Annotated in this window: 27 protein-coding genes; 19 read left to right on the top strand and 8 right to left on the bottom strand. The window is 63.2% G+C overall.

The annotated features are described in order from the left end of the window. The 12 genes from AC27KI_RS02465 to AC27KI_RS02410 all read left to right on the top strand — a co-directional run. Nucleotides 1-722 (top strand): TIGR03749 family integrating conjugative element protein (locus AC27KI_RS02465; RefSeq protein ID WP_487112455.1); only part of this gene is annotated, 722 nt, incomplete at its 5' end. Nucleotides 723-788: 66 nt separating this feature from the next. Next, nucleotides 789-1,001: a hypothetical protein gene (locus tag AC27KI_RS02460; RefSeq protein ID WP_272563667.1), complete on the top strand. Its 213-nt coding sequence runs from the start codon at nucleotides 789-791 to the stop codon at nucleotides 999-1,001. Nucleotides 1,002-1,015: 14 nt separating this feature from the next. Next, on the top strand, nucleotides 1,016-2,587 hold the full coding sequence (locus AC27KI_RS02455; protein ID WP_487112453.1) for a TIGR03752 family integrating conjugative element protein: 1,572 nt from the start codon (nucleotides 1,016-1,018) through the stop codon (nucleotides 2,585-2,587). Beyond that, complete coding sequence (locus AC27KI_RS02450) at nucleotides 2,574-3,098, top strand: TIGR03751 family conjugal transfer lipoprotein (protein ID WP_487112451.1); 525 nt, start codon at nucleotides 2,574-2,576, stop codon at nucleotides 3,096-3,098. Before AC27KI_RS02455 ends, AC27KI_RS02450 begins: the two co-directional genes overlap by 14 nt. Nucleotides 3,099-3,247: 149 nt before the next feature. Beyond that, nucleotides 3,248-6,040, top strand: coding sequence for a conjugative transfer ATPase (locus tag AC27KI_RS02445; RefSeq protein ID WP_487112449.1), 2,793 nt, complete (start codon nucleotides 3,248-3,250; stop codon nucleotides 6,038-6,040). 5 nt (nucleotides 6,041-6,045) lie between these two features. Further along, nucleotides 6,046-6,543 carry a TIGR03757 family integrating conjugative element protein gene (locus AC27KI_RS02440; RefSeq protein WP_487112461.1) on the top strand — a complete coding sequence of 166 codons (498 nt, stop codon included), beginning with the start codon at nucleotides 6,046-6,048 and terminating at the stop codon, nucleotides 6,541-6,543. A gap of 152 nt (nucleotides 6,544-6,695) precedes the next feature. After that, nucleotides 6,696-7,955 (top strand): TraU family protein, encoded by a 1,260-nt coding sequence (locus tag AC27KI_RS02435; protein WP_487112447.1) that lies wholly within the window; start codon nucleotides 6,696-6,698, stop codon nucleotides 7,953-7,955. A 41-nt stretch (nucleotides 7,956-7,996) separates the two neighbouring features. After that, complete coding sequence (locus AC27KI_RS02430; RefSeq protein WP_487112445.1) at nucleotides 7,997-9,388, top strand: integrating conjugative element protein; 1,392 nt, start codon at nucleotides 7,997-7,999, stop codon at nucleotides 9,386-9,388. Next, complete coding sequence (locus AC27KI_RS02425) at nucleotides 9,385-9,825, top strand: hypothetical protein (RefSeq protein ID WP_487112443.1); 441 nt, start codon at nucleotides 9,385-9,387, stop codon at nucleotides 9,823-9,825. Before AC27KI_RS02430 ends, AC27KI_RS02425 begins: the two co-directional genes overlap by 4 nt. A gap of 125 nt (nucleotides 9,826-9,950) precedes the next feature. Continuing rightward, nucleotides 9,951-10,199: a hypothetical protein gene (locus AC27KI_RS02420; RefSeq protein ID WP_487112441.1), complete on the top strand. Its 249-nt coding sequence runs from the start codon at nucleotides 9,951-9,953 to the stop codon at nucleotides 10,197-10,199. A 25-nt stretch (nucleotides 10,200-10,224) separates the two neighbouring features. Then, a complete protein-coding gene (locus AC27KI_RS02415; RefSeq protein ID WP_487112439.1) occupies nucleotides 10,225-11,319 on the top strand; it encodes a conjugal transfer protein TraG N-terminal domain-containing protein in 1,095 nt (364 codons plus the stop codon). After that, nucleotides 11,295-11,879: a conjugal transfer protein TraG N-terminal domain-containing protein gene (locus tag AC27KI_RS02410; protein WP_487112437.1), complete on the top strand. Its 585-nt coding sequence runs from the start codon at nucleotides 11,295-11,297 to the stop codon at nucleotides 11,877-11,879. The genes AC27KI_RS02415 and AC27KI_RS02410 overlap by 25 nt, the downstream gene beginning before the upstream one ends. 2 nt (nucleotides 11,880-11,881) lie before the next feature. Here AC27KI_RS02410 and AC27KI_RS02405 read toward each other — a convergent pair whose 3' ends face one another. After that, nucleotides 11,882-12,286 carry a hypothetical protein gene (locus AC27KI_RS02405; RefSeq protein ID WP_487112435.1) on the bottom strand — a complete coding sequence of 135 codons (405 nt, stop codon included), beginning with the start codon at nucleotides 12,284-12,286 and terminating at the stop codon, nucleotides 11,882-11,884. Nucleotides 12,287-12,408: 122 nt separating this feature from the next. Next, on the bottom strand, nucleotides 12,409-12,666 hold the full coding sequence (locus AC27KI_RS02400; RefSeq protein ID WP_487112433.1) for a hypothetical protein: 258 nt from the start codon (nucleotides 12,664-12,666) through the stop codon (nucleotides 12,409-12,411). 74 nt (nucleotides 12,667-12,740) lie between these two features. Between AC27KI_RS02400 and AC27KI_RS02395 the strand changes: the two genes are divergently transcribed. Next, on the top strand, nucleotides 12,741-13,520 hold the full coding sequence (locus AC27KI_RS02395) for a SprT-like domain-containing protein (RefSeq protein ID WP_487112431.1): 780 nt from the start codon (nucleotides 12,741-12,743) through the stop codon (nucleotides 13,518-13,520). 295 nt (nucleotides 13,521-13,815) lie between these two features. On the opposite strand, the gene AC27KI_RS02390 is transcribed toward AC27KI_RS02395, so the two are convergent. The 3 genes from AC27KI_RS02390 to AC27KI_RS02380 all read right to left on the bottom strand — a co-directional run bounded on the left by AC27KI_RS02390 (nucleotide 13,816) and on the right by AC27KI_RS02380 (nucleotide 15,242). Then, the gene (locus AC27KI_RS02390) at nucleotides 13,816-14,424 is read right to left on the bottom strand and encodes a hypothetical protein (RefSeq protein WP_487112429.1); all 609 of its coding nucleotides are present in this window, start codon (nucleotides 14,422-14,424) and stop codon (nucleotides 13,816-13,818) included. A 131-nt stretch (nucleotides 14,425-14,555) separates the two neighbouring features. Continuing rightward, nucleotides 14,556-14,834 carry a hypothetical protein gene (locus tag AC27KI_RS02385; protein WP_487112427.1) on the bottom strand — a complete coding sequence of 93 codons (279 nt, stop codon included), beginning with the start codon at nucleotides 14,832-14,834 and terminating at the stop codon, nucleotides 14,556-14,558. Between the two features lie 18 nt (nucleotides 14,835-14,852). Further along, complete coding sequence (locus tag AC27KI_RS02380; protein ID WP_487112425.1) at nucleotides 14,853-15,242, bottom strand: hypothetical protein; 390 nt, start codon at nucleotides 15,240-15,242, stop codon at nucleotides 14,853-14,855. Between the two features lie 32 nt (nucleotides 15,243-15,274). On the opposite strand from AC27KI_RS02380, the gene AC27KI_RS02375 reads away from it, so the two are divergent. The 5 genes from AC27KI_RS02375 to AC27KI_RS02355 are packed head-to-tail and all read left to right on the top strand — an operon-like array spanning nucleotide 15,275 to nucleotide 18,447. Then, on the top strand, nucleotides 15,275-15,853 hold the full coding sequence (locus AC27KI_RS02375) for a PH domain-containing protein (RefSeq protein WP_487112423.1): 579 nt from the start codon (nucleotides 15,275-15,277) through the stop codon (nucleotides 15,851-15,853). A gap of 19 nt (nucleotides 15,854-15,872) precedes the next feature. Next, entirely contained in the window at nucleotides 15,873-16,088 is a 216-nt protein-coding gene (locus AC27KI_RS02370; protein WP_487112421.1) for a hypothetical protein, read from the top strand. Nucleotides 16,089-16,099: 11 nt separating this feature from the next. After that, nucleotides 16,100-16,846, top strand: coding sequence for a DsbC family protein (locus tag AC27KI_RS02365; RefSeq protein ID WP_487112419.1), 747 nt, complete (start codon nucleotides 16,100-16,102; stop codon nucleotides 16,844-16,846). Between the two features lie 26 nt (nucleotides 16,847-16,872). Beyond that, nucleotides 16,873-17,502: a hypothetical protein gene (locus AC27KI_RS02360; protein WP_487112417.1), complete on the top strand. Its 630-nt coding sequence runs from the start codon at nucleotides 16,873-16,875 to the stop codon at nucleotides 17,500-17,502. 15 nt (nucleotides 17,503-17,517) lie between these two features. Next, nucleotides 17,518-18,447, top strand: a complete 930-nt coding sequence (locus tag AC27KI_RS02355) for a hypothetical protein (protein ID WP_487112415.1) — start codon at nucleotides 17,518-17,520, stop codon at nucleotides 18,445-18,447. A 117-nt stretch (nucleotides 18,448-18,564) separates the two neighbouring features. Here AC27KI_RS02355 and AC27KI_RS02350 read toward each other — a convergent pair whose 3' ends face one another. The 3 genes from AC27KI_RS02350 to AC27KI_RS02340 form a co-directional block, all read right to left on the bottom strand. Further along, nucleotides 18,565-19,656: a tyrosine-type recombinase/integrase gene (locus tag AC27KI_RS02350; RefSeq protein WP_487112413.1), complete on the bottom strand. Its 1,092-nt coding sequence runs from the start codon at nucleotides 19,654-19,656 to the stop codon at nucleotides 18,565-18,567. A 148-nt stretch (nucleotides 19,657-19,804) separates the two neighbouring features. Then, nucleotides 19,805-20,986 carry a CaiB/BaiF CoA transferase family protein gene (locus AC27KI_RS02345; protein ID WP_487112411.1) on the bottom strand — a complete coding sequence of 394 codons (1,182 nt, stop codon included), beginning with the start codon at nucleotides 20,984-20,986 and terminating at the stop codon, nucleotides 19,805-19,807. A gap of 11 nt (nucleotides 20,987-20,997) precedes the next feature. Next, the gene (locus tag AC27KI_RS02340) at nucleotides 20,998-21,942 is read right to left on the bottom strand and encodes a tripartite tricarboxylate transporter substrate binding protein (RefSeq protein ID WP_487112459.1); all 945 of its coding nucleotides are present in this window, start codon (nucleotides 21,940-21,942) and stop codon (nucleotides 20,998-21,000) included. Nucleotides 21,943-22,109: 167 nt separating this feature from the next. On the opposite strand from AC27KI_RS02340, the gene AC27KI_RS02335 reads away from it, so the two are divergent. Beyond that, nucleotides 22,110-23,051 carry a LysR family transcriptional regulator gene (locus AC27KI_RS02335; RefSeq protein WP_487112457.1) on the top strand — a complete coding sequence of 314 codons (942 nt, stop codon included), beginning with the start codon at nucleotides 22,110-22,112 and terminating at the stop codon, nucleotides 23,049-23,051. Nucleotides 23,052-23,066 lie beyond the last annotated feature (15 nt).

Here is a 23,066-nt window from a genome sequence, read left to right as displayed (position 1 = left end):
CGCGCGCGCCCATCGCCGTGCCCCTGCCCGTGGGCCGTGAGCGGCTCATCACGCTGCCGGCGCCCGCCGCCCTGCATGTCCCTCGCGACATGGAGTCGGTGGCCCGCCTGGAGGTGATCGACCGCACGCTGTATGCGACCGCCCTGGTCCCCTTCACCACCTTGCGCATCGTCGCGGAACTGGTGGACAGCGGCCAGCAGATCCCAATGGATCTCGTTGCGGGCGAGAGTACGGCTTCGGCCACTTCCGAGCTGGAGGTGTTCGTGGTCGAGCCGGGCAAGTCCGGCCCCGCGGCAACCGCCACCGCCGGTGCCGCAGGGGGCGTCACCGCGGCCAAGGAGGCCGAGCCGGAGCAGCCCGCCGCCGACATGGTGCAGCTCACCCGGTATGCGGCGCGGATGCTCTATGCACCGCGGCGCCTGGCCTACGACCTGCCCGGCGTGCGTCAGGTGGAGGTGGGAACGCAGCCCGTCACCGGCCTGCTGCGTGGCGCCCGGGTGGAGGCCGCGCCCCTGGGCCAATGGCGCTCGGGCAACCTGTACGTGACGGCCGTGCGCGTGACCAACCGCGCCAGGACGCCCCTGGAGTTGCCTTTGGAGGACATCCGGGGACGCTGGATCTCCGCGACCGCGCAGCACGGACGCATCGGCCCGGCCGGCAGCGACTGGGACACCACCGCCCTGTACCTAGTGTGCGAGCGCGCCTTCGAGGCTTGTCTTTAACGGAATTCGGCATGCACTTGCTCACGCATTTGCTGCTTTGCTAATTGAAGGGTACGAGCGATTTTTATGACTCCAAAGAACAGACTGCTCAGGGATGACAGGGCTATCAAGATGGGCTACAGCGCAGACAAGCGCAAGCGCAAAAACCAGCATCGCGTGAATGCAAAGCAGCTACTGCGCGAAGCTGGATTCTTTGCCCAAGGCGGGCAACGCGGCACCACGATGCACCAGGTTGCCAAGTGGCATCTGGACCAAGCGCGCATGCTCGCCCGGTCTTGACGCAAGGCAAGACGATGGCCACCACCAGCAACAAACTCATTCCCGTCCTGGGCACCGTCGGTGCCGCCGTCATCATCGGCGTGCTGTACCAGCAGTTCTCCGGACCCGCCCAGCCGAAGGCGGACGCCCCCATGAAGGCCGTCCCCGATCCCGCCAAGTCCAAGACCGCCCTACCCAAGGCGGCTGGAGCCGACAACGACACGCCGGCCGAGACCCTCGCCACCGTGGTGGCCAGCAACGCGCAGCTGCGCCAGGACGTTGCCAAGATCATCGAGACGAACAACCGCCTGACCGAAGAGAACCGGCGCCTGGGGGGTACGGGTGGTACTGCAGGCGCGGGTAGCCCGGCGCAGGCAAACAACCCCAGTGCCGCTTCATTGCCGGCACCACAGGCCACCGCCATCGATCCCCCCGCCGCCGAAAAATCCGCCCTGGGCAACGCGATCGACACCGCCGCAGAGGCTGCGGACACGCTCATGAAGGGCCTGCCTGGTTCGCCAAGTTCGTCCAGCTCGTCGACCACGCGCGGCCCGTCCACGGGATCGCAGGCCGTGCCAGGCTCGCGTGCCGGTGCGGCGGGCTGGTCGGATGCCGGTGCCGCTGCCCAGGCCGATTCGGCCGCCGGTGTGGTCCAGTACAAGCTCATGACTCCCATGGGCTACGTCGCGCACGTGGACCCGGCGCGCGGATCGGGCGCCGTGGCCACGACGCGGTTCGTGCGAACCACGCAGGCGAGCGGCGACGCCGGCATTGCAGGGCCGGCAGGACCCGCCACGCAGGCCGCAAGAGCCGCCGCGCAAAAAGCCGAGGACATCCCCTTCTTCACATTGCCCGAGAACTCCACGCTGGCGGGCGTCACCGCCATGACCAGCCTCATCGGCCGGGTGCCCATCGATGGCCGGGTGACGGACCCCATGCAGTTCAAGGCCATGGTCGGGCGCGACAACCTCGCCGCGAGCGGCTGGGAGCTGCCGCCCGACATCGCCGGCATGATCGTGACGGGCGTTGCCATTGGGGACATGGCGCTGTCTTGCTCCGAAGGCAAGGTGCGCTCGATCACCTTCGTCTTCAACGACGGCACCGTGCGCACCGTGTCCTCCCGCAACCGGGGCGGCGGGATTTCCACGGGGAGCGGATCGGGCGGTTCATCGGGCGGCGACCTCGGCTTCATCTCGGACCTGCACGGCAACCCGTGCATCCCGGGCAAGTTCGTGACCAACGCGGCTAGCTACCTCACCGACGTCAGCATGCTGCGCGGCCTCGGTGTGGCCGGCCAGGCCTTCGCCGACGCGCAGCGCACGCAGCGCAACAACAACGACGGATCGACGTCCTCCTCGATCACGGGCGACCGAGGGCGCTTCGCCATGGGCCAGGCCGTGAGCGGCGCCACCGACGAAGTGACCCAGTGGATGCTCCAGCGCCTTCGCAACAGCTTCGACGCGGTGATCGTGCCCTCGGGTGCGCAGCTCGTCATCCATCTGGACCAGGAAATCCGCCTGGACAAAGCCGTCAACGCCCGCCGCCTGGTGCATCGCCAGCAGGGGGGCACCCAAATCGCACGAGGAGAACGCCATGGTCTCGAATGACCCCATCCCAACGACATCACGTCTGATGCCCGCAGCCTTGCTGTCCCTGGCCCTGCTGGGCTCCGGCTGTTCGGTCACCGGAAACCGGGAATCGCCCATCAACGAGGTCACCCGCGGCAGCCCGACCGTGCTGGACATCTACCGCGGCAAGGCCGTGGCCAAAGATGACAAGGGTGCCCCAACCGTCCCCACGCAGACCGCGCAGGACCGCCTGCGGGACGCCTCGCCCGCAAGGCCCATAGGCGCTGGCGACGCCGAAACGCGCCGCTACTGGTCCGCCCTGGAGCCCATGCGCCAGCGCTTTGCCCGCGTGCCCAACCCCGATCTGGTCATGGTGGTCTATCCCCACCTGGCGCGCGGCACCTACCCGGTGCCGGGCTACGTGACCACGTTTCCGATGTACGAGCAGACCTTTTACGCGCTGCCGGGGGAGGTCGAGCAGGACCTGCAGGCGGGTCGTGCCCTGCGTCCGGACGCCGGCGCAAGTACGGCCAAGAGCACCACTCGCTGAATGCACCGAGCCTACGACGAAAGAACCTCCGATCCATGCTCCTCGATCTGATCCGACCCAAGCGCGCCCCACGTTCCCCTGCCAGCGGTGCAGCCGCCACCACCTCCTCATCCTCATCCAATGGCCAGACAGTCGCGCAACGCCGGCGCATGGCCCTGCGCCCGCCCTCCTTCACCGACATGCTGCCCTACGTCGCCTACCAGGGCGAGGACAAGGTGTTCGTACTCAAGGATGGCGCCACCCTCGGCGCAATGTTCGAGCTGTCGGCCATCCCCACCGAGGCGCAGGCTGCGCACGTGCTTGCCGAACATGCCCTCAAGGTGCAGGAAGCCTTGCAGGCGCTGCCCGAGTCGGACGCTTCCCCCTGGATCGTGCAGTTCTTCGCCAACGACGACCGCAACCTGGGGCCCTTGTCTGGCGTCTTGAGCGACTACATCGCCGAGCAGCACAAGGACTACCCCGAGCGCTGCCGCGCCATCCTGGGTTCGCGCTTCACCCAGTCGGTGCTGTCCGAGATGTCCCGGCACCTGGATCTGGTATCCCGCCCGCAGGGCCTGTTCACAGACACCCTGGTGACGGGCCAGGTCTGGCGCGGCCAGATGCGGCGCGTGCGCTGCTGCATCTACAAGCGCTTCGCCGGGCTGGCCGACGACCCGGCGCCGCCCACCGCGCAGATCGAGTCGGTGGCGATCACCCTCATGTCCACCTTCGGCGAGGCGGGTGTCGCCGCGCGACGCTGCACCGGCCGCGACCTCTACGAATGGCTGCTGCCGTTCTTCAACCGCGCCGTGCCCTGGGCCAGCACGCCCACCGAACTGATGCGCCAGGCGCCCTACCCTGGCGACGACAGCGCGCAGGTGGGCGAGGCGCCCCTGTTCGGCTGCGACCTGTCGGACCTGCTCAATCTATCGCCCCCCAGATCCGACCTCGCCGCCGGCACCTTCGAGTTCGACGGCGTGCCGGTGAAGGCCCTCGCCCTGCAGAGCATGCGCAGCCAGCCGCAGACCGGCCACTTCTCGGCCGAGTTGCAAAGCGGCAACGAGAGCTTCGCACGCCTGGACCGCCTGCCCGCCGGCGCCATGCTTTCCATCTCTCTCACCGTGCAGCCGCAGCACCAGCTGGAGCGCCACATCGAGCGCATCCGCGATGCCTCTCGCGCCAAGTCTGCTGCTGCCATAGAGACGCACCGCGAGTGCGAGCAGGTCCTCGCCCGGATGGTGCAAGGGGACAAGCTCTACCCCATGATGATGACGCTCTACGTGAGCGGACACGACACCGCCGACCTGGAGCAGCAGATCTCCCAGGTCAATGCGCTGCTCGTACCCTCGGGCCTGCGGTTCATCGATTCCAAGCACGACCTGGTGCCCCTGGACACCTTCATGCGTGGGCTGCCCTTCAACTTCGATCCGGCCTTCGACAACGGGGCGTTGCGCCGGTCCCGTCTCACCTTTGCCTCGCAGGCAGCCGCCTTGTTGCCGGTATATGGCCGCGCCCGCGGCACGCCCCACCCCGGAATGTGGTTCTGGAACCGCGGCGGCGAACCGCTCTGGGTCGATCCGCTGAACCGGCAGGACAGGAAGAAGAACGCGCACATGCTCGTGCTGGGTCCCACGGGCGCCGGCAAGTCTGCCACGCTGAACTACCTGGCCATGATGACCATGGCCATCCACAAGCCGCGCCTTGTGATCGTGGACGCTGGCCGCTCCTTCGAGCTGCTCCTCGAGTATTTCAAGGGCATGGGCCTGTCCACCCACCATGTCACGCTCACGAGCGAAGCAGACGTGTCGCTGCCGCCCTTCGTTCATGCCCTGCGGCTACTCCAGGACCCCGATGTCATGTCCTCCTACAACGCCGCCGAGCAGCAGGCCCGGGTCAACGCCGGCGTGCCGGACGACGAGGGCATCGACATTCTGATCGGTGAAGCGCACGAGAGTCCGGTGGGCGCGCAGGCGGGCAAGCAGGCCGAGGCCTCGCCCGATGAAGACCAGGATGACGACGGGACGGAGCGGCGCGATCTGCTGGGGGAGATGCTGATCGCCGCCATCATGATGATCACCGGCGGCGAGGAGCAGGAGGTCGCCCGCATGGGCCGCGCCGACCGCTACCTCGTCTCGCGGGCGATCATCCGCGCGTCCGTGCGCTGCCGAAAGGAAGGCCGCACGCACCCGCTGACCCAGGACGTGGCCATCGAACTCATGGGCATGCACCGCGACGAGACGCTCTCCGGTCCGCGCCAGATGCGCGCGGAAGAAATGGGCCAGTCCATGATGACCTTCACGCAGGCGCTGCGCGGCAAGCTCTTCAATCGCGAGGGCCAGGACTGGCCGGACGCGGACGTGACCCTCATCGAGATGGGCACGCTCACTCAGGATGGCTACGGCGACGCCCTGGCGGTGGCCTACACCAGCCTCATCGACTCGGTGCAGTCCCGTGGCGAGCGCACGCAGGCCGAGGGCCGCCCCATCGTGTTTCTCACCGACGAGGGCCACTTGATCACCACCAACGAGCTGCTGGGCCCCAAGATCGCCAAGGGCACCAAGATGTGGCGCAAGCTGAACATCTGGTTCTGGCTGGCGACGCAGAATTTGCAGGATTTCCCGGACTCGATGGAGCGGGTGCTGTCCATGTGCGAATACTGGATGCTGCTCACCATGGACCGATCGGAGATCGCCGAGGTCGCGCGGTTTCGCAGCCTCACGCCCGAGCAGCGCCATCTGATGGAGTCCGCCCGCAAGGAGCCGCCCAAGTACACCGAGGGCGTCATCATCTCGGCGCTGGGCCAGATGCTGTTTAGGAACGTGCCGCCAGCGCTGCCGATTGCCCTGGCCATGACCGAGGGCCACGAGAAGGCGCACCGGCGCCGTCTCATGGACCAGCACGGCTGCACCGAACTGGAGGCCGCCATGCTTGTGGCCGAGGAACTCGTGAAGGCACGCGGGTGAGCGCCATGCATTGGATTTGCTCGAAATTCCGGCCATGGGCACTGGCATTGCCGCTGCTCATGGTGGTCACCTCGCCCCAAGCGCAGGTCATTCTCGGCGATGACCTGTACCGCGGCGTCACCCAGGTGGAGGTCTTCGCGAACTCAGCCATGGTGGTGACCCCGCAGCGCTCGGACCGATTCAAGCTCGACATCTACCGCCTGGACGCCATGGCGCGCGTGCAGCAGTCCATCAACCAGGGATTGCCGCAAAACGAGGCCGATGCCCGCGCGTGGCTCGTTGCGAACGAAGCGCGCATCCGCAGGCAGGTGCAGCCCGTGGTCGCCAACGCGGCCAATGGCATCACCCTGGCGATGCACTACCGCATCGACCGGCTCCCGGCCATCGTCGTCAACCGGCAGACCGTGGTGTTCGGGATGACCGACGTGAATGCCGCGCTAGCCGCGTTCCAGCGTGCTCGGGCATCCTCTGGGTCGGCCACTGGTTCGAGGGGCGTGCAATGACGAAGCGCTCGAGGCCATGCAAGCGCTTACCCGCGTCCTGGTGCCGCGCGCCGCGCATCCTGGCCGCTGTGCGATCCGCCACCGTTGGAGCCGCCCTCTGTAGCGCATTCGCCCTGGCGCCCCCCGCGGCTCTCGCACAGACCACCAACACCGTGGCGATCCTGACCGCCACCCTGCAATCCTTCCCCAGCTGCCTGTCCTACCAGGTCAAGGGGATGTGCTTCTTCCTGCGCTGCAACATCAAGGGCTGCACGGTCCTCTACTCGATCCGCATGAGTCACTACCTGCCCGATGCGATCGTGAGCACCTACAACGATCCGCTGATGCATCCCTGGCTGGAGGTGGGCAAGCCGATCGCCGCAACCATGGCGGGCGTGGGCTCGGCCATGGCCGGCATGCCGCTGGACTCCGCGGCCGATACCGCGCGGGGCGACACCGAGATCACCACCTTCAAAGGGGCCGACGCCATTGGCAACCCCGTGGGCATGGTGGCGAGCGCGCTCTCCACCGGGACGCTGCCGAACGTGCCATCCATGTTCGGCATCCCAGGCATCTCGGAACTGATGGAGTTCCCCACCGAAGAACTGCCCGACATCCAGCGCGAATGGATGTCCGTGCCAATGGATGCGGCCAATTCGGTCCTGCAGGGCGCGGCGAGTCTCGCCAAGGCCCCCATGGACATCATCGGCAAGATCACGAGCCTGCCCGGGCGCCTGTCGCAACTGCAGTCCGCGGCCGGTAACGTCGGCAGCTTCCTGGGCTCCAGCAGCGGGTTGGCCACGCTGGGCATGGACGCCGCGGCGCTGGCGGGCATCGATCTGGGGCCGCTGCAGCAGGTCGTCTCGATCGCATCGCTTGCCGGCGGCAGCATGGACCTGGGGCCGGGCGGTCTTTTTTGCCCGGGCGGCGCGTCCGCGTTCGGACTGCACTACCAGTCCGAACTGGATGCGCTGTTCTGGCGCGGCATCCTGCCGGTGGAGATGCTGTACGCATCCTCCTGGGTGCCCACCCGCAAGGAGGTGAGCCACTCGTCGGGGATCACCAGTACCTGGGGCAGCATCTACCCGCGCACGGGCGAGGTGGTCCAGCAGCACCCGGTCAAGGCCTCGGCCGTGCTGGCCGAGCGCGTGGCCAGCATCATCAAGAAGCGCGCCCAACCCCACATCTACAAGCGCCTGGAGACCAGCGGCAACTTCAAGTATTTCTCCTCCATCGAGGACTCCGACACTCGCTGGTCGATGGTCTATCCCCGCACCACCCCCAGCTGCGTGCGGTTCGGCGAGAACGACTCTCTGTCGCTGTTGTCCTTTGGCGATGGCCGCACCAGCGCCGTCAATGGCTATGTCTGGAACCTCTGGAACAAATACGACTGTTGCCAAACCCGCGGCATCTACCTGTTCTCGGTTCCCTGATCCATCCCTCGGACGCCCTCCGCACACCTTTCAGCACTCTCATGCGATTCATCTCGATCTCGAAATCCCCATGGCGCCCCCACGCGCTGGCCGCGGCGCTTGCCCTGGCCAGCATGGGCACCACATCGGCCTTGCATGCACAGCCGGTTTCCAACTCCACCCTGTACTACCGCATGGGGGGCGGCACACCTGGCGGCGCAGCCAACAACCGCGGGCAGACCTCCCAGGCCATGGGCCTGCAGGCCAACCTGCGCCTGAACTATTCCTGCGGCAAGTTCGATGTGGGCATGTCCTGGGGCAACATCATGAACAACATCTCGCGGCTGGGTCAGCAGGTGACCAATGCCGTGCAGGCGGGCATCGCCTCGCTGCCGCTGTACGTCCTGCAGCGTGCCCAGCCGGGCCTGTACCAGCTCTTCCAGAACTACAGCCAGAAGGCGGATCTGCTGGTCGCCTCCTCCCTCAAGACCTGTGAGGAAACCGAGGCGATGATCCGCGCCGGCCAGAATCCCTACGAGGACTGGATCAAAGTGGCCAAGGGCGATGCCTGGAAGGTCAAGGCCAACACGTCCGGCGACATCGTGCAGGCCAAGATCGACATCAACAAGAATGAGGAAGCGCAGCGCACGGGCGTCAACTGGGTGTTCGGCCAGAAGGCGGGCGGCATCAATTCGCTTCCCCTTCGCCCCATCCGGGATCTCTCGGTGGCCGGCTACAACGCGACGCTGAACAAGTCCGTCACCGCCTCCTCCAGCACCAGCTATACCGGCTCGACCGACAAGTCCACGCGCTTGGTGCAGGCCTTCGCATCGCCGGACGACCTGGCCCGGTTCACCACCGAGGTGCTGGGCGACAAGCGCGTCTATACCTGCTCGCAAAGCGCGGACTGCCCGGTTGCGACGGCGGTGACCACGGCGTCGGGCCTGGGCCCGAAGTACGAAGCGGAGGTGGACCAGGTGCTGCCGAAGCTGCAGGCGATGGCGGGCGCCCCCTCGGGCAGTCCCTACGCCGATCTGAACACGATCGCCGCGCCCGGCATGGCCATCAGCCCGCAGCTGCTGGACGCGCTGCGCAAGCTGCCTCCCGACACGCGCGGCATTGCTGTGACCCGGCTTGGGCAGGAGTTGGCGATGCACCGGGTCATCGACAAGGCGCTGGTGGCGCGCGCCGTGCTGCTCACGGGCCTGAGCCTGCCCGAGGTGACGGCCGCGGGCGACGCCATGCGGGATACGCAGTCGCAGATCGACCGGCTGACGCAATTCATCAACGACCTGATGTTCGAGGCCCGGATTCGCAAGGAACTGACCTCCGACACGGCCTTGGCCATCATGGGCAGCCAGTTCCAAGCCGACTCGCGCTCGATGCGCGTGCCCGATGGGCGGGCAGCCGATCCTCAGCCGATGGAAAACGGTCGCGTGAAGGTGACGCCATGAGCACGCAGCCTCGTGAAACCGAAACGGGAGAGCCCGTGGGTGGAGCAGAGACCGAGCGTCCGGGGTCATCCCGGCGCCTGCGGCTGCTGCGCCTGGCGTTCATCGGCCTGACCTGGCTGGCCGGCGCCAGCGCCATGGGGTTCGTCCTGGTCGCGCTGCTGTCGCACCTGCAGGTGCAGCCCGAGACCCTGGCCACGCTCCAGGTCTGGGCGACCCAGATTCGGCACTACGGTGCGCTGGTGCAGTGCATGGTCGTTGCCGGCATCGGGATCTGGTGGCAGGCCATCGTGGACTGGGGTGCGCGCCGCGGCATCGTGCGACCGCAGGAGCGTGCACAGGTCATCGCCCTGCGGTGGAAGGTGATGGCGTTCTTGATCGCCTACCTGCTGCTGATTCCGATCGGGCCCAACACGTTGCTGCGCTGGATGCAGGCATGACAGGCCTCAAGACGCGGCTCGGTCTCACTGCGCAAATTGCCGCAGTGAGATGTGGAGGCTTGGCTCCAAGTCACTGCTGCATTGGGAGCAGCGAGATATCAAACAACCAGAACCAAAACAAGTCGATGTCCAAAGTCCAACCCAAACAGGCCTCGATTCCGTCGAACGGGACCACACCCCTGCCCTGTGTTTGCTCTCGTGCGGCGAGGCTGCGCCACGTCCACCGCCTGCTCGCGCAACTCGCCGATGCCCTGCAGGAGCCGGGTCGGCCGGCCCTGCCCGCCGCCCTCCTGGCCACGCTGCAGGGGCCGACGCTCGAAGACTTCCTCGCCGAGCCCGGCCAGCTGGCCGACACGCCCTGCAGATTGCACTGATCCAACGCCTCCCCCCAGCACCACCATGCAGCTCGACAGCTACCTCGAAATCTTCACCACCATGTACGGGTGGGCCTTCGCCAACATCATCGGCGAGGTGATCACCGGCACCGGCCTGATCATCGTGCCCTTCGCGGTCATCCTCTTCAACGCCTGGCGCGATGCCAAGGAGCAGGGCCTGGAGAGCGTCGGCGTGCTGCCCCTCCTGGAGAGCGTGGGCACGAAGATCATCGTCGCCCTGTTCGTGATGTCGCTGTGCTTCGCCACGACGCCCATCACGTCGCTCAGCTCCGTCAACCTGAGCTACTTGCCCGATGCGACTCCCCAGGAGCCCAACCCCACCATGGTCTCGCGCAACGGCGGTACGGGCTCGGGCTACGACGCGGCGATGAAGGATGCCTCGGATGGCACTATGAGTACGGCGGGCAACCTCTCCCAGGTGCCGGCCTGGTGGTTCTCCACCATGGCCATCTCCTCGGGCATCAACCGCGCCGTGCGCGCTGGCATTCGATCGGGCGACCGCCAGATCCGCATGGTCGAGGACATGGCCCGCAACGCGACCATCCAGGACCCGCGTGTGCTCAACGCCATCCAGCGCTTCTACAGCGAGTGCTTCATCCCGGCCCGAAGCCGCTACCTGGCGGCCGCCAGCGGCGCCCTGTCGCCGACAGGGCAAAGCCTCGTGGCGGTGGACAACAAGGAGTACGGCCCCACGGACGTGGACTGGATCGGCAGCCAGCTGTTTCGCACGGAGCCGGGCTACTACGCTGACATGCGTTCGTACAACCCGGTGCCGGATTTCCCGGTGGATTTCTCCCGGGACATCGACTACTACAACCCCGCCAGCGGCATCGCCCCGCCCCCACTCCGGCGTGGTCAATCCCGAGTGGGGCCGGCCCACGTGCAAGCAGTGGTGGGAGGATGGCACCAACGGGGTGCGCGAGAAGATGGTGGGCCACGCCGGCAGCTTCGGCAAACTCGTGGACGTGGCGAGCAGCGCCATGAACTGGAGCAGCATGGACCAGACCAAGGATTCCTTCGCGCGCCTGGCGCAAAAGCGCGCCAACCCCCCAGTTCGTGGACCCCGATCGCATCATGGGCACCGACTACGACACGGTGACCTCGTTCAGCCGGACGGTCGTGGGTGCGGCTACGGTACTCGGCGTGGGCTGGGAAGCCACCCTGGCCAGCCTGTCGATGCAGCCGCTCATCACCGGCCTGCCGATGATCCAGGCGCTGGTGCTGATGGCGATCTACATGTTCCTGCCGCTGATCACCTTCCTGAGCGGCTACGACCTGCGCGTGTTGTTCTATGGGGCCGTGGCGATCTTCACCGTGAAGCTATGGGCGACCATGTGGTTCATCGCCCAGTGGATCGACGCCCGGCTCATCGACGCGATGTACCCCGGAGCGCAGGGCAACATCTTCGTGCAGGAAATCTCCCAGCTCGCAGGCTCGATGGCCTCATCGGGCTACAAGCGGATGATCCTGAATATCCTGATGATTTGCCTTTTTGTAGGATTGCCCATGGTTTGGACAATTATGATGGGATGGGTGGGAATAAATATCGGCACCCAGCTGAATGAAATGATGAAGAGTTCTGAAGGACTGGCTAAAAGTAGCGCAGGCAGCACTGCTGGCCCTGTTAAGGCGGTAGGAAAAACAATTACAAAACTATGAAATCACTTCCGCGGGCCGTAATATAACGGCCAGTCGGTATGTGCTGTATTAGTAATGTCGGGCGTTCCAAAGCTATCAATGCAACCATCTGGTATTGAATCCTCTTTCCTTTCTTCAAAATCCGGCGCAGTCGAAAGGATGAAGAGGAAGATCTTTCCCATCACCGCCAAAGTGCCGAGGAGGAAAGCACCGATCTTGAAGGCGTTCTTCGGCCTGGCGCTGGCCCTGAGGCTGCCTGCGGCAGCGGCTTCACGGGCCTGCGACTCCACAGAGCGCAGCAGTGGTTTGAATACCGCGATGAACTCCTTCAGGGAATCTCGCACCCAGAGCGTCAGGATGACGGAAACCCGCAGAAGGAATTTGCTCCCATGAAAAAGCAGTCGCCAGAAATAGTGATTCGTCCGCATGGCCTGAAGGCTCCCTTGTTATTGGTGCCCGCGATCATCGACAGGCGCTGTTGGCGTGTCAATGCTTGGCGCGCGCACGGCTTGTAACTTTCTGCTGAAACCCACATCCCTGCCGGTCTCGGCTAATGGGCGATCAGCGGTACGTCGATGCCGGAGGCAGTCACCAGGAATCCGCTCGCTGTCGCATCGACGGTGATGGCCACGCCCAGAATCCCGTCGACCGGCCGCACGGCAATACCCAGTTCCCTGCGACCGGCGGCATGCTGGGCCAGCAATTGCCGCATTTGCACCGGATTCAGGACCAACCGGACAGGCGGCGATTGCCCTGCGCGCGTTTGCCGGTAGATGGCGCTGACGATGGTCTCGAACAGGTAACCCATTCCTTTTTTCTCCCCGATTGCGATTGTGATCCATTGTGTTTGTATTGCAAATCAAGATTCGAGTTCTCCAAGCCATGAGCCAGCCCTCTAACACGACGCCCACACAGCAGACCTACACGGAACTGCAGCAGGCTTACAGCCACTTCAACGAGTCGCTCTTCGGCGGTGCCCTGCCAGGCTGTCTCATCACGCTGCAGCGCGAGAAGCGCACGTGCGGGTATTTCTCGGCCCAGCGCTTCGCCAACCTGGAGGGCGGCATGACGGACGAGATCGCCATGAATCCTGCCTACTTCGCCGTGGTGCCGGTGGTGGAAACGATGCAGACTCTCGCCCATGAGATGTGCCACCTGTGGCAATCGCATTTCGGCAAGCCCGGGCGTGGCCGTTACCACAACGAGGAGTGGACATCAAAGATGGAAGCCATCGGACTGATGCCCTCCTCCACCGGCCAGCCCGGAGGCAAGCGGACTGGGGACATGATGGCGGACTACGCCATCGAGGGCGGGCTATTCCTCAAGGCCTGCGCCGAGTTGCTCACCCGATCATTCCGGATCAGTTGGTATGACCGCTTCCCTGCGCCAGAGCATGTGCGCGCTGGCCAGGGCAGCATGGGCATGCATCTGGCCGCATCGGTGGGCGGCGGCAGCGTGCCGGCGCAGTCCATCGCTGTGATGTCCAGCCTGGTCGATCCAGCGGCCATTGCAGGCCAAGACGGTGAGGAGAACCCCAAGCCTGCGGCGAACAAATCGAACCGTGCCAAGTACGTATGCCCGTGCGAGAAACAGGTGTGGGGCAAGCCTGGGTTGATGCTGATTTGTGGGAGTTGCCGGAAAGATTTCGAGATGCAGGGGTGAGTTTCTCTTTCACCAACCATCGCTGCGGTACAGCCGGGTATTGCAGTGATTGCAAATAAAAACTCTTCGGTGGTCAGTCGCGCCAGTCACACCCCAATTCTTGATGCTGCGCGAATTGCAGCGAACGCACTTGATACCTCTGGGAGTTTGTGCTTCCGGATGGTTTTTCACGTATTGGGTGAATGTCAAGGTGTCTTTTTTGATGCGTCTGACGTGCCTCGTCGTTCTGGTCAGGAAAAAGACGACCCCATACAGAAGCAGCACAACCCCTATCAAATCAAGTATCTTCTTCATATCAAGCCAACGGTGGAAAAGAGGTGGATGAACGAAAAATCAGACCTCCAGGCCATAGCTCTTCGCCTCGCTCCAAGACTGTTTGCCCACAGCAACACGATGAAATATCGCGTCCTGCAATTTTTTTTGCCTCTGGCTTTAAATGGGCCCACCGCTCCGCTTCGCACGCCATCCCCGACACAGAGAGTTGCTCGGTCAACTTGATCCCGGCACTGCCCAATCCCCTGGCAAATCGCCAAAAGCTGCACGCGCTGTAAAGCTCCTGAATAATAGTGATTGGTAGGTCGTAGGTCTGGGCTAGAAATAGCAGCAAGGCGGTTCCATAGCCTTTACGCCGATGTACGTCGAGTATCTCCACTTCATAGATATAGACCCGATCATTCAGTGGAGACACGGCGTAGCAAGCCCTTCCCACTTCGATATCTGCCTCGTTTTTGATGATCACGTTTACGTCCGGATTGGGTGATGTGAACGTCATGTAGTAATAGCGCGTGACGTCCACGGTGATCTTGGGGACATGTGCAAGCCGACGCTGTACAAGCCACCGAGAAAGAAAATTACTCACGGTACCTCCCTGTTTGAAATCTTTTTTGCGCCAGGTGGCGGCCAATCAAGCAGTCCGCGTGCGCTCCGAATCCAGGCGGACTCGGGGGTGCGATCAACCGCGCACGAGCCGATTCACCGCGTGACCGGACAGGCCTCGGCTGGGCCCTGCAGTCAGGGAATCTACCTCCCCTGCAGTTAGCTGCACTCGGCAGCCAGGCTCTCGGTCTCCAGGACGATGGGTGGCGTGTGATCGGCATCGAACTGCCCTTGCCTCCAGCCCAGCATCAGCGTGGCTTCGTCCGAGAAAAACACCGGTGGAGCTTCTGCAGCCGAGTGCCGCAACCCCAGGGCATATGCCATCCACCAAGCGCGACTCTCCTGCGCATTTCCTTGGTCGGGATCGAAAGACTGCATGACGCGCGCGTTGGCCAATACGCAACGCGCATCGAGGGCTTGTTCGGGAAGGCTTTTCATGTTTTTGCTCCCGATCGATCAACCGCGCACGAGCCGGTTCACCGCGTGGCCGGACAGGCACAGCAGCGCAAACGCGCCCAGCTTCGTGTACCACTCGGCCCACCACAGGCTGAACAACTCCCGGTGCGTGGAGTCGGGACTGTTGCCGTAGGCCCAATGGTCGATCGCCGGAAACCATGCACACGCCATCAGGCCCAGGAACAGCGGCCAGGTGTTTCGGATGCCGAAGACGGAATCTCTGTCGAACAGAAAGATGAAGAAGCCGGCACACAACGTCACCGCGAACGTATAGCCCGTCACCCTCACTGCGGTAGCTAGGTCCAGACCCGTCGCCCCTGCGATGGACGCGATGACTGCCATGCCAAGGATCATCCATCTGCCGTCGTCGCCTTCGTAAGCGTTCGCCATATGACCTCCCAGTCATTGTTTTTTCGATTGCCATGAGAACCGGTGGCTGTCAAGCCGAAACCGTGCGCCACGTGCCGGATGGTTTCCGGCTGACGTCTGGACCGCGCGCACCTACATTGCTGCCGATGTCCAAGAACCATGCTTCCGATGCCGCTCGCCTGGCTAACCAAACCGGCATCTCCGCTACCCACAAGGTCGAAACTCGCGTGCTCTGGTCCGCTGGCCAGGGCCAGGTCTGCAATTGCGGTGTCTTCGTGTTTGCGCTGCTCTTTTTCTGGCTGGTCCTGCCGGTCGGCTGGGCACTGTATCGGTATTTGCGAACCGCGAATCACCATTACGTGCTGACCGACCAGCGGCTGCTGGAACACTCGGGAAAAATCGTCAAGAAAATCGAAGCGCTCGAACTCTACCGGGTCAAGGACTTGTCCGTCTCGGGCAATTTGTTGCAAACCGTTTTCGGCCGTGGGCAAATCATCTTGCTCACCACGGACAGTACCAACCCCACCTTGATAATCGACGCTGTGCCGAATGCGGCCGGTGTCTCGAAAACAATACGCGATGCCGTGGAAGACTGCCGCGCGGCCAAAGGCGTTCGCGCATTCGATTATTAAAAAATCTATGAGGGAATCAATGCAATCCTTTGAAGTCATTCGGCGAAAAATCATCGCCGAGCAAAAGACCGCTTTGTTGCGTGCTCTCGTGATCGCCACTGCCGTACTGGCCGGCGCCGGCATCGGCCTGCTCTGGGGAGACGCATCGTCGTTCCATGGCCTGGTCCGCATCGGCGCACTGGGCTCGCTGGCCGGTAGCGTGGCACTCCTGCTGACCCATCCCAAAACGAGTTGAGGAAATCATCGATGTACCAAATTTATCGGCCGCGGTTGCGCGCCCTGCTCCTGCGCGCAACCGTGCTGGCCAGCCTGTCCATGGCGGTGGACGCACAGCCGGTCCCGCCCAGTCTCAAGGCCACGATCGAGCAGAACACGGCGGGCAAGGTCCGGGTGGAGCAGATCACAGCCTCCCCCATTCCTGGCATCTACCAGGTCGTCTCTGAAGGCGAGATCTTCTACACCGACGCCTCCGGCCGCTTCGGCTTCGTGGGTGGGGCCATGGTGGACATGAAGACGCAGCAGGACCTCACCGCGCCGCAGCTTGAAAAGCTCAACAGCGTTCCCTTCGCAAGCCTCCCGCTCAAGCACGCGATCAAGGAGGTGCATGGCAACGGCAAACGGCAAGTGGCCGTGTTCGAAGACCCGCAGTGCCCAATCTGCCGGGTCTTCACCAAGTTCGTGGACCAACTCGATGACGTGACCGTCTATCGGTTCATGTTTCCCGTCATCAGCCCGGAGTCAGCGCAGTTCGCGCGCGCTGCCTGGTGTTCACCCAACCGTGCCGAGGCCTGGCAGCAGGTCATGGCGGGCCGGCGACTACAGGGCCGGGAGGACTGCGACACCAGCGGCTTGGTCGAGATCCTGAAGTTCGGCGAGCGGCACCGCATTCAGAACACGCCCACCGTGATCCTGGGCAATGGCAAGCGATTGGTGGGCGCCACGCCGCCCGAGCAGTTCATCGCCGAGCTGGACGCGAGCGTGAGCATCAAATGAATCAACACAATCAAAGGGAAGGCACCATGAAGGTATCGAACAAGAAGAGCGCGATCGCGGTGGGCCTGGTGGCCACCGCGCTGTGCATCGCCGCCGGCGCCGCGGGCGCGCAGGAACGAGGGAATATCAAGTTTCCCGCCGAGTTGAAGTGGAAATTGATGCCCCTGGTGACCTTCAATTCACGGCAATACATCAGTGGTAATCCAGAGGAAAAAAGGCTTCTTGAGCCGATCTGGAAAGAGAACATCGATTCCACTCCGTTGAACCTCAGTCGAAACGACGGCAGCAGGCTGGGCAGCTTCATCCTCTATCAGACGCATGAGAATAAGGAGAACAGGTATATTTTCACCACGTTCAGTGCCTTCGAGTCCAAATGCGAGCCACCTCCAAACGGGCCATTTGCACAAAAAGGCTATGTACCACCGATGTACAGCATTTGCCCCATGCGCGTTATCGTGGAAGATAAATCCACAGGACGCAGGAAGCAAAAGGATTTTCCGAATTACTGCCACCTGTCCATAGACGACGAAAATACGCCGCTCGCGCAGAATCACACGGAATTCGCGTTCGACGACAAGACCGGTAGCGCCTACTTTCGGGTGATCCAGTACGGCAAGCGTGTGCCTGAATGTGATCGTGCGTTGCACCTCGGATGACGGTGGTAGCAAACCATGCAACGCACCTTCTTCGCGCTTTGCTCGGCGCTCCTGTTGGGCTGGCTGGCGCTGCTCGCCACGCATATGCCTGCTTCGGCTCAGCAACGCCTGGTGACCAACGACCGCGTGACCGCCGATCAGGTGTCTCAAGCGATCGCCAAGTCCCCTAATGCCAGCCAATGGCTGCGCGCGAATGCGAACGCCGTGGGCAATCTGGCTATCAACGTCGAGAGCGGTGGCTACCTCTCGGTCTATAACGGTTCATGCTGCTACGGCGTGCTGCAGATGAACAACGAGAACATCCGGCAGGCAACTGACGTGACGCCCGCGGAGTTCAGAACATGGAGCCTGCAGCGCCAGGTCGATGCCTGGTCGCGAGTCATGTCGCAGGCGCTGCAGGCCACCCCGGCTCAGGCCCTGGCGGCGCTGGGCACGTTCGATGGGCGCCGCGTGGACGCGAACATGATCCTGGCCTGCGTGCAACTGGGCATCGGCAACTGCCAGCGCATGATCGCCTCGGGGCGCTGCTCGGGCTTTGCCGACTCCAACGGGACGACCATCTGCGGCATGGCCGATCGCATCGCCGGCAATGCGCCCTCGCCCACAACGCCCGGCACGACATCGCCCTCCACACCGATTTCGGGTGGCGGTAGCGGCATCGCGTTCAACAACAGCTGCATCCGCGCCTCCGATGGCCAGTGTGTGCCAGTCACCGAGGCGCTGCGCATCGGCTTCGAGCAGGGCTCGGGCGTGTCCATGGCACGCATGCGCTCCATCATCCAGATGCTGCTGGTGGCCATCACGCTGTTGGTCGTCTCCAGCGCCATGGTGGGCGTGTGGCAGCAATACGCCCGCGGCGTCATCGACAAGGCCACGATGATGGAGTACATGCAAAAAGGCTGCGTCATCGTGATGATCGTCTTCGCCGTGATGACGATTTTTTGATTCAGGAGATCATGCGATGGAGAAAAAAGTGGCCGACGAAATCATCGACAGCGCCGTGCAAGGTGTCGCGGCTCCGCACGCGCGATCCTTGGCGCACTTCTATGGTTCGCTCAGAAGTTATCGTTCGTTGGGGCCTTGGCGGCGGCCGCTGGATTTGCGTGCGCTGTGCTCATGGTGGCGGAGCAGCTGTTCACATGGTTTTACTGGCTGATCGGCTGCTCGATCACGGCGTTGGCGCTCGGCATCTTGACCCGACATAGGTGATGCGGCCCTGCCAAGCGGTTGCCGTTCGTAGAGGATTCCGCGGGGATGGTGCCGCTCGATGACGCCCCGCAGGTAGCCCATCGACGTCCTGGCATAGATGGTCGTGGTTTGCAGGCATGCGTGCCCGAGCAACATCTGGATCACGCGCAGATTCGCCCCGGCCTGGTACAGGTGCGTGGCGAAGGCATGCCGCAGCGTGTGGGCCGTCACCATCGGCAGGCCTGCGGCGTCGGCATGCCGGCGGATCGTGCGCTGCAGGGCGCTGTAGTTCAGGACGCCGGAGGCCGTCGCATGGACGAAGAGGGCCGGGACTGGGCGCTGGCAGGCCTGTAATAGCGCGGGGCGCGCTTCGCACAGGTAGCGCTCCAGCCACTGTGCGGAGTATTCCCCGAACATCACGATCCGCTCCTTGCCCCCTTTGCCCATCACCTGGGCCGCACGGGTGCGCAGGCAAAGTTGGTGCGGCCTAAGGCTCAGCAACTCCGCGGCACGCAGGCCGGATGCATACAGCAGTTCCAGGATCGCCCGATCGCGCATGCCCAGGGCAAACTGGGTGTCGGGTTGCTCCAGAAGCCGGCGCACCGTGCGTTCGCAGGGGACATACCCCAGGCCGTGCTGATAAGGCTGGCGCCGCGGTGGCGCGATGTATTGCCAGGGGTCGCACTCCATCATGCTCTCGCCTGCCAGCCAGGCGTAGAACGTGCGAAGCACCCAGGTCTTCTTGTCCACCGTGGTTTGGGCGTGCCTGCGCGACTGCTCGCTCATCCAGTGCCGAAGATGCAAGGCCGAGACATCCAGCCGCGTGATTCCGAAGCGTTCCCGCAGCCATCGCTGCCATTCGATGAGTGCATAGTGGGCCACCTGCAAGGTACTTCGCGCATACCCGCATTCGTGCTTCAGATATTCCTTGAAGCGCTCTTCCACGAACAGCTTCGGCCCCGTCACGACGGATCACCTATCCCAAGACGATCAAGCATGCGTCGAGCGGGGGGCGGTACCGGCGCATCCGCCAAGCGTCCGAAGACGCAGAGACGAGCGCGCGCACTCCATCCGCCGGCACATCCGGCATGATTCTTCAAATCCATGGGGGTCCCTAAATCGCGCCGTGGGCGCGCAGGTCTTTGATAGATTGGTCTGAAAGACCTACTTCACGCAGCAATGCGTCGGTGTGCTGGCCTACCGCTGGGATCGGTTCCATGCAGGCTTCCCAGCGGTTGCTGCGTCCTGGAGGCAGCAGTGATGGCAGCAGCCCTACCGGTGATAGAACTTCGCGCCACCGCTTTCGCGCTTGCAACTGAGGATGGGCCCACAGTTGTGCCATGTCGTTCATGCTGGCATTGGCAATTTGCGCTTTTTCTAGTCGCGCCACCACTTCGTCAGTGGTCAACTTCTCGAAGACATTCAGAATCAGCTGCCGAAGCTCATCCCGGTGCGCATTGCGTTGCGTGCTGTTGGCGAAACGTGGCGCCTGAGCGAGCGCGGGTTCACGCAAGACAACGGTGCAGAAACTTTGCCATTCCCGCTCGTTTTGCACGCCCAGCATGACCTTGCCACCATCGCCGGCGGCAAATGGTCCGTAGGGGTAGATCGTTGCGTGGGAAGCGGCGCTGCGCTCCGGGGGCGCCGCTCCCTCGAAGGCGTAGTACATCGGAAAGCCCATCCACTCCACGAGAGACTCGAGCATGGAGACGTCGATATGGGCACCCTCCCCTGTCTTCTCGCGCCGTAGCAGCGCCGCAAGGATGTTGGCATATGCATACATGCCTGCAGCGATGTCGGCAATCGAGTTGCCGGACTTGCAAGGCGACTCTTCGGTGCCCGTTATCGAAAGCAGGCCCGCTTCGCTCTGAATCAGCAAGTCATAGGCCTTCTTGTCCCGGTATGGCCCGTCGTCACCGTATCCGGAGATATCGCAGACCACCAGGTGGGGATTGGTGTGGGAGACGCTGGCGTAATCCAAGCCCATGCGGGCCGTGGCGCCGGGCGCAAGGTTCTGCACGAACACGTCCGCCTTCTCGATCAGTCGCCTGAGCACGTCCAGCGCCCGTGGCTGCTTCAGATCCAGCGTCAGGCTCTTCTTCGATCGGTTTGTCCAGACGAAGTGCGATGACATGCCCCTCACCCGCTGGTCGTACTCGCGCGCGAAATCTCCAGACTCTGGGCGCTCAACTTTGATGATGCGCGCGCCCAAGTCCGCCAGCTGACGAGTACAAAAAGGCGCTGCGATCGCATGCTCCAGAGAGACAACGGTAATGCCTTCGAGAGGTCGGGTCATCGCGCGCCTCCTCAGTCTACTTCTGCGCGCGAAGCTCTGACGGTCTTTTCCCACTTCGACAGGTCGCTGCGCAGCTGGGCCGCAAACTGATCGGGAGATGTTGGTGCGGCGATCTCCACGCCCTGCTGGTCCAGCTTCTCGCGCAGATCCTGCGCTGCCATGGTTTTTCGCATGCCATCCTGCAGTGTGCGCACCACCGCTGGTGCTACCCCAGCCGGAGCAAACAAGCCGATCCACAGCGTACCTTCGTAGCCTGGCACCGCTTCGGCAATCGCCGGCACGTCGGGCAGTACAGGCGTGCGCTTGGCGCCGCTCACAGCCAAGGCGCGCAGCCGGCCTGCCTTGATGTGTGCCAGTGATGATGGCAAGCTGGCGAACACGATGGGCAGCTGTCCTCCCAATACGTCGTTCAGCGCTGGTGCAATGCCTTTGTAGGGGACATGTTGCAGCGAAACTCCTGCCATCTCGTTCAGCATCTCGCCCAGCAAGTGATTGAGCGTGCCATTGCCGGCCGAGGCGTATTGGTACTGGACGTCCTTGCGCCGTGCAAGGGACAGGAAGTCGCCGAAGGTCTTGGCAGCGAATGATGGATTGACCAGCAGCACGTTGGGCACGCTGCCAATCATGGCCACGGGCACAAAATCCTTCACCGGATCGAATCCTGGATTGCGATAAAGCGCAGGGTTGATCGCCTGGCTGCTGCTGATCGTGACAAGCAGCGTGTATCCGTCCTTCGGGCCTCGCGCCACGTATTGGGTTCCGATGTTGCCGCCAGCGCCAGGCCGGTTGTCGACGATGGCGCCGGAGCCCAGCACCTCCCCCAGTTTGTGGGCGACCACCCGGCCAACGATGTCGTTGGTGCCGCCTACCGTTTGCGGCACTACCAGCGTGAGCGGGCGCGTGGGATACGCCACCTGGGCCTGTGCGAGCGTGGTACCGAGGCCCAACGTCCCCATCAGCAGCGTTGCTGCAAAAATTTTCAATCTCATACTTCTACTCCCTTTATTACCCGGCTTACGATTCGGGCTGGGGGTGGATTCTGCAGAGATTCGCGCCCTACACAATTGGCTATTTCAGAAGCGAGGCTTCGTTTTTCATTAATGCTCGAAATACGTTTTATTACATGCAGTTCGATCTGACTGATTTGCGTCTGTATGTGTGCGTGGCAGAGATGTGCAACTTGACCCGAGCCGCGGCTAAACACAATCTGTCGCTCGCGGCTGCAAGCACGCGCATCAAGGCGCTTGAAATGCAGGCCGGCGTCTTGTTATTGGCACGCGAAGCGAGGGGAGTTCGGCTGCTGCCGGCGGGCGAGGCATTCGTGCATCACGCGCGCTTGATGCTGCAGCAGGCAGATCTTCTAAATGCAGAAATGGGGGAATATGGCGGTGGATTGCGCGGCCATTTGCGGTTGTTGGCCAACACCACTGCCGTCACTGATTTCTTACCGGAAATATTGGCAGATTTCCTCTCAGATCATCCACATGTCAACGTTGAGTTGGAAGAGCGGCCCAATGCGATGATTCCGCGGGGTGTTTTGGAAGGTCGTGCGGATTTGGGCATCATTGCTGGTTCCATTGATACCTTGGGACTGGTCTCTATCCATTTCAGCACCGACCGGCTGGTTCTGGTCACCTCTCCCAGCCACCGGTTCGCACGGCGACGCTCCGTGAACTTCGCTGAAACGCTAGAGGAAGACGTGGTGGGGATGCCGGAAGGCAGCACGCTGCAGGCATTTCTGGATCAGATCACCCAGCAATTGGGGCATCGTCAGAAACCCCGAATTCGGTTGCGGAGTTTCGAAGCGATGTGCCGCATGATCAGCAGCAATGTGGGCATTGGGGTGCTGCCCGAGTCGGCTGTCATCCGCAATCAGTTGGCTATGCCACTGGCGATGGTGGAATTGCGAGACGAGTGGAGCGTGCGTGAACGCCACCTGCTGATGCGTGATAGGGCAACTCTGCCCGTGTATGCACAAGCATTGGTGGACAACCTTTGCCGGCATTACGATGCTGGTCGCCTACTCTCAGCGAGCCCGCCCCAGATGCTTGCGGCATCTGGGTGAATTCCTTATCGGACC

Source organism: Acidovorax sp. KPB24-03, from assembly GCF_057546605.1.
Note: the sequence above shows the minus strand (reverse complement) of the source record. Positions and strands in the feature narration are given on the sequence as shown.

Excerpts from the sequence above, each read along its gene's own strand:
- AC27KI_RS02355 (WP_487112415.1), top strand. The coding sequence starts at position 17,518 with ATGCAACGCACCTTCTTCGCGCTTTGCTCGGCGCTCCTGTTGGGCTGG.
- AC27KI_RS02345 (WP_487112411.1), bottom strand. The coding sequence starts at position 20,986 with ATGACCCGACCTCTCGAAGGCATTACCGTTGTCTCTCTGGAGCATGCG.
- AC27KI_RS02375 (WP_487112423.1), top strand. The coding sequence starts at position 15,275 with ATGAGAACCGGTGGCTGTCAAGCCGAAACCGTGCGCCACGTGCCGGAT.
- AC27KI_RS02455 (WP_487112453.1), top strand. The coding sequence starts at position 1,016 with ATGGCCACCACCAGCAACAAACTCATTCCCGTCCTGGGCACCGTCGGT.
- AC27KI_RS02440 (WP_487112461.1), top strand. The coding sequence starts at position 6,046 with ATGCATTGGATTTGCTCGAAATTCCGGCCATGGGCACTGGCATTGCCG.
- AC27KI_RS02445 (WP_487112449.1), top strand. The coding sequence starts at position 3,248 with ATGGCCCTGCGCCCGCCCTCCTTCACCGACATGCTGCCCTACGTCGCC.
- AC27KI_RS02335 (WP_487112457.1), top strand. The coding sequence starts at position 22,110 with ATGCAGTTCGATCTGACTGATTTGCGTCTGTATGTGTGCGTGGCAGAG.
- AC27KI_RS02410 (WP_487112437.1), top strand. The coding sequence starts at position 11,295 with ATGGGCACCGACTACGACACGGTGACCTCGTTCAGCCGGACGGTCGTG.
- AC27KI_RS02340 (WP_487112459.1), bottom strand. The coding sequence starts at position 21,942 with ATGGGGACGTTGGGCCTCGGTACCACGCTCGCACAGGCCCAGGTGGCG.
- AC27KI_RS02430 (WP_487112445.1), top strand. The coding sequence starts at position 7,997 with ATGCGATTCATCTCGATCTCGAAATCCCCATGGCGCCCCCACGCGCTG.
- AC27KI_RS02395 (WP_487112431.1), top strand. The coding sequence starts at position 12,741 with ATGAGCCAGCCCTCTAACACGACGCCCACACAGCAGACCTACACGGAA.
- AC27KI_RS02385 (WP_487112427.1), bottom strand. The coding sequence starts at position 14,834 with ATGAAAAGCCTTCCCGAACAAGCCCTCGATGCGCGTTGCGTATTGGCC.
- AC27KI_RS02400 (WP_487112433.1), bottom strand. The coding sequence starts at position 12,666 with ATGGGTTACCTGTTCGAGACCATCGTCAGCGCCATCTACCGGCAAACG.
- AC27KI_RS02380 (WP_487112425.1), bottom strand. The coding sequence starts at position 15,242 with ATGGCGAACGCTTACGAAGGCGACGACGGCAGATGGATGATCCTTGGC.
- AC27KI_RS02365 (WP_487112419.1), top strand. The coding sequence starts at position 16,100 with ATGTACCAAATTTATCGGCCGCGGTTGCGCGCCCTGCTCCTGCGCGCA.
- AC27KI_RS02360 (WP_487112417.1), top strand. The coding sequence starts at position 16,873 with ATGAAGGTATCGAACAAGAAGAGCGCGATCGCGGTGGGCCTGGTGGCC.
- AC27KI_RS02420 (WP_487112441.1), top strand. The coding sequence starts at position 9,951 with ATGTCCAAAGTCCAACCCAAACAGGCCTCGATTCCGTCGAACGGGACC.
- AC27KI_RS02460 (WP_272563667.1), top strand. The coding sequence starts at position 789 with ATGACTCCAAAGAACAGACTGCTCAGGGATGACAGGGCTATCAAGATG.
- AC27KI_RS02425 (WP_487112443.1), top strand. The coding sequence starts at position 9,385 with ATGAGCACGCAGCCTCGTGAAACCGAAACGGGAGAGCCCGTGGGTGGA.
- AC27KI_RS02450 (WP_487112451.1), top strand. The coding sequence starts at position 2,574 with ATGGTCTCGAATGACCCCATCCCAACGACATCACGTCTGATGCCCGCA.
- AC27KI_RS02405 (WP_487112435.1), bottom strand. The coding sequence starts at position 12,286 with ATGCGGACGAATCACTATTTCTGGCGACTGCTTTTTCATGGGAGCAAA.
- AC27KI_RS02415 (WP_487112439.1), top strand. The coding sequence starts at position 10,225 with ATGCAGCTCGACAGCTACCTCGAAATCTTCACCACCATGTACGGGTGG.
- AC27KI_RS02370 (WP_487112421.1), top strand. The coding sequence starts at position 15,873 with ATGCAATCCTTTGAAGTCATTCGGCGAAAAATCATCGCCGAGCAAAAG.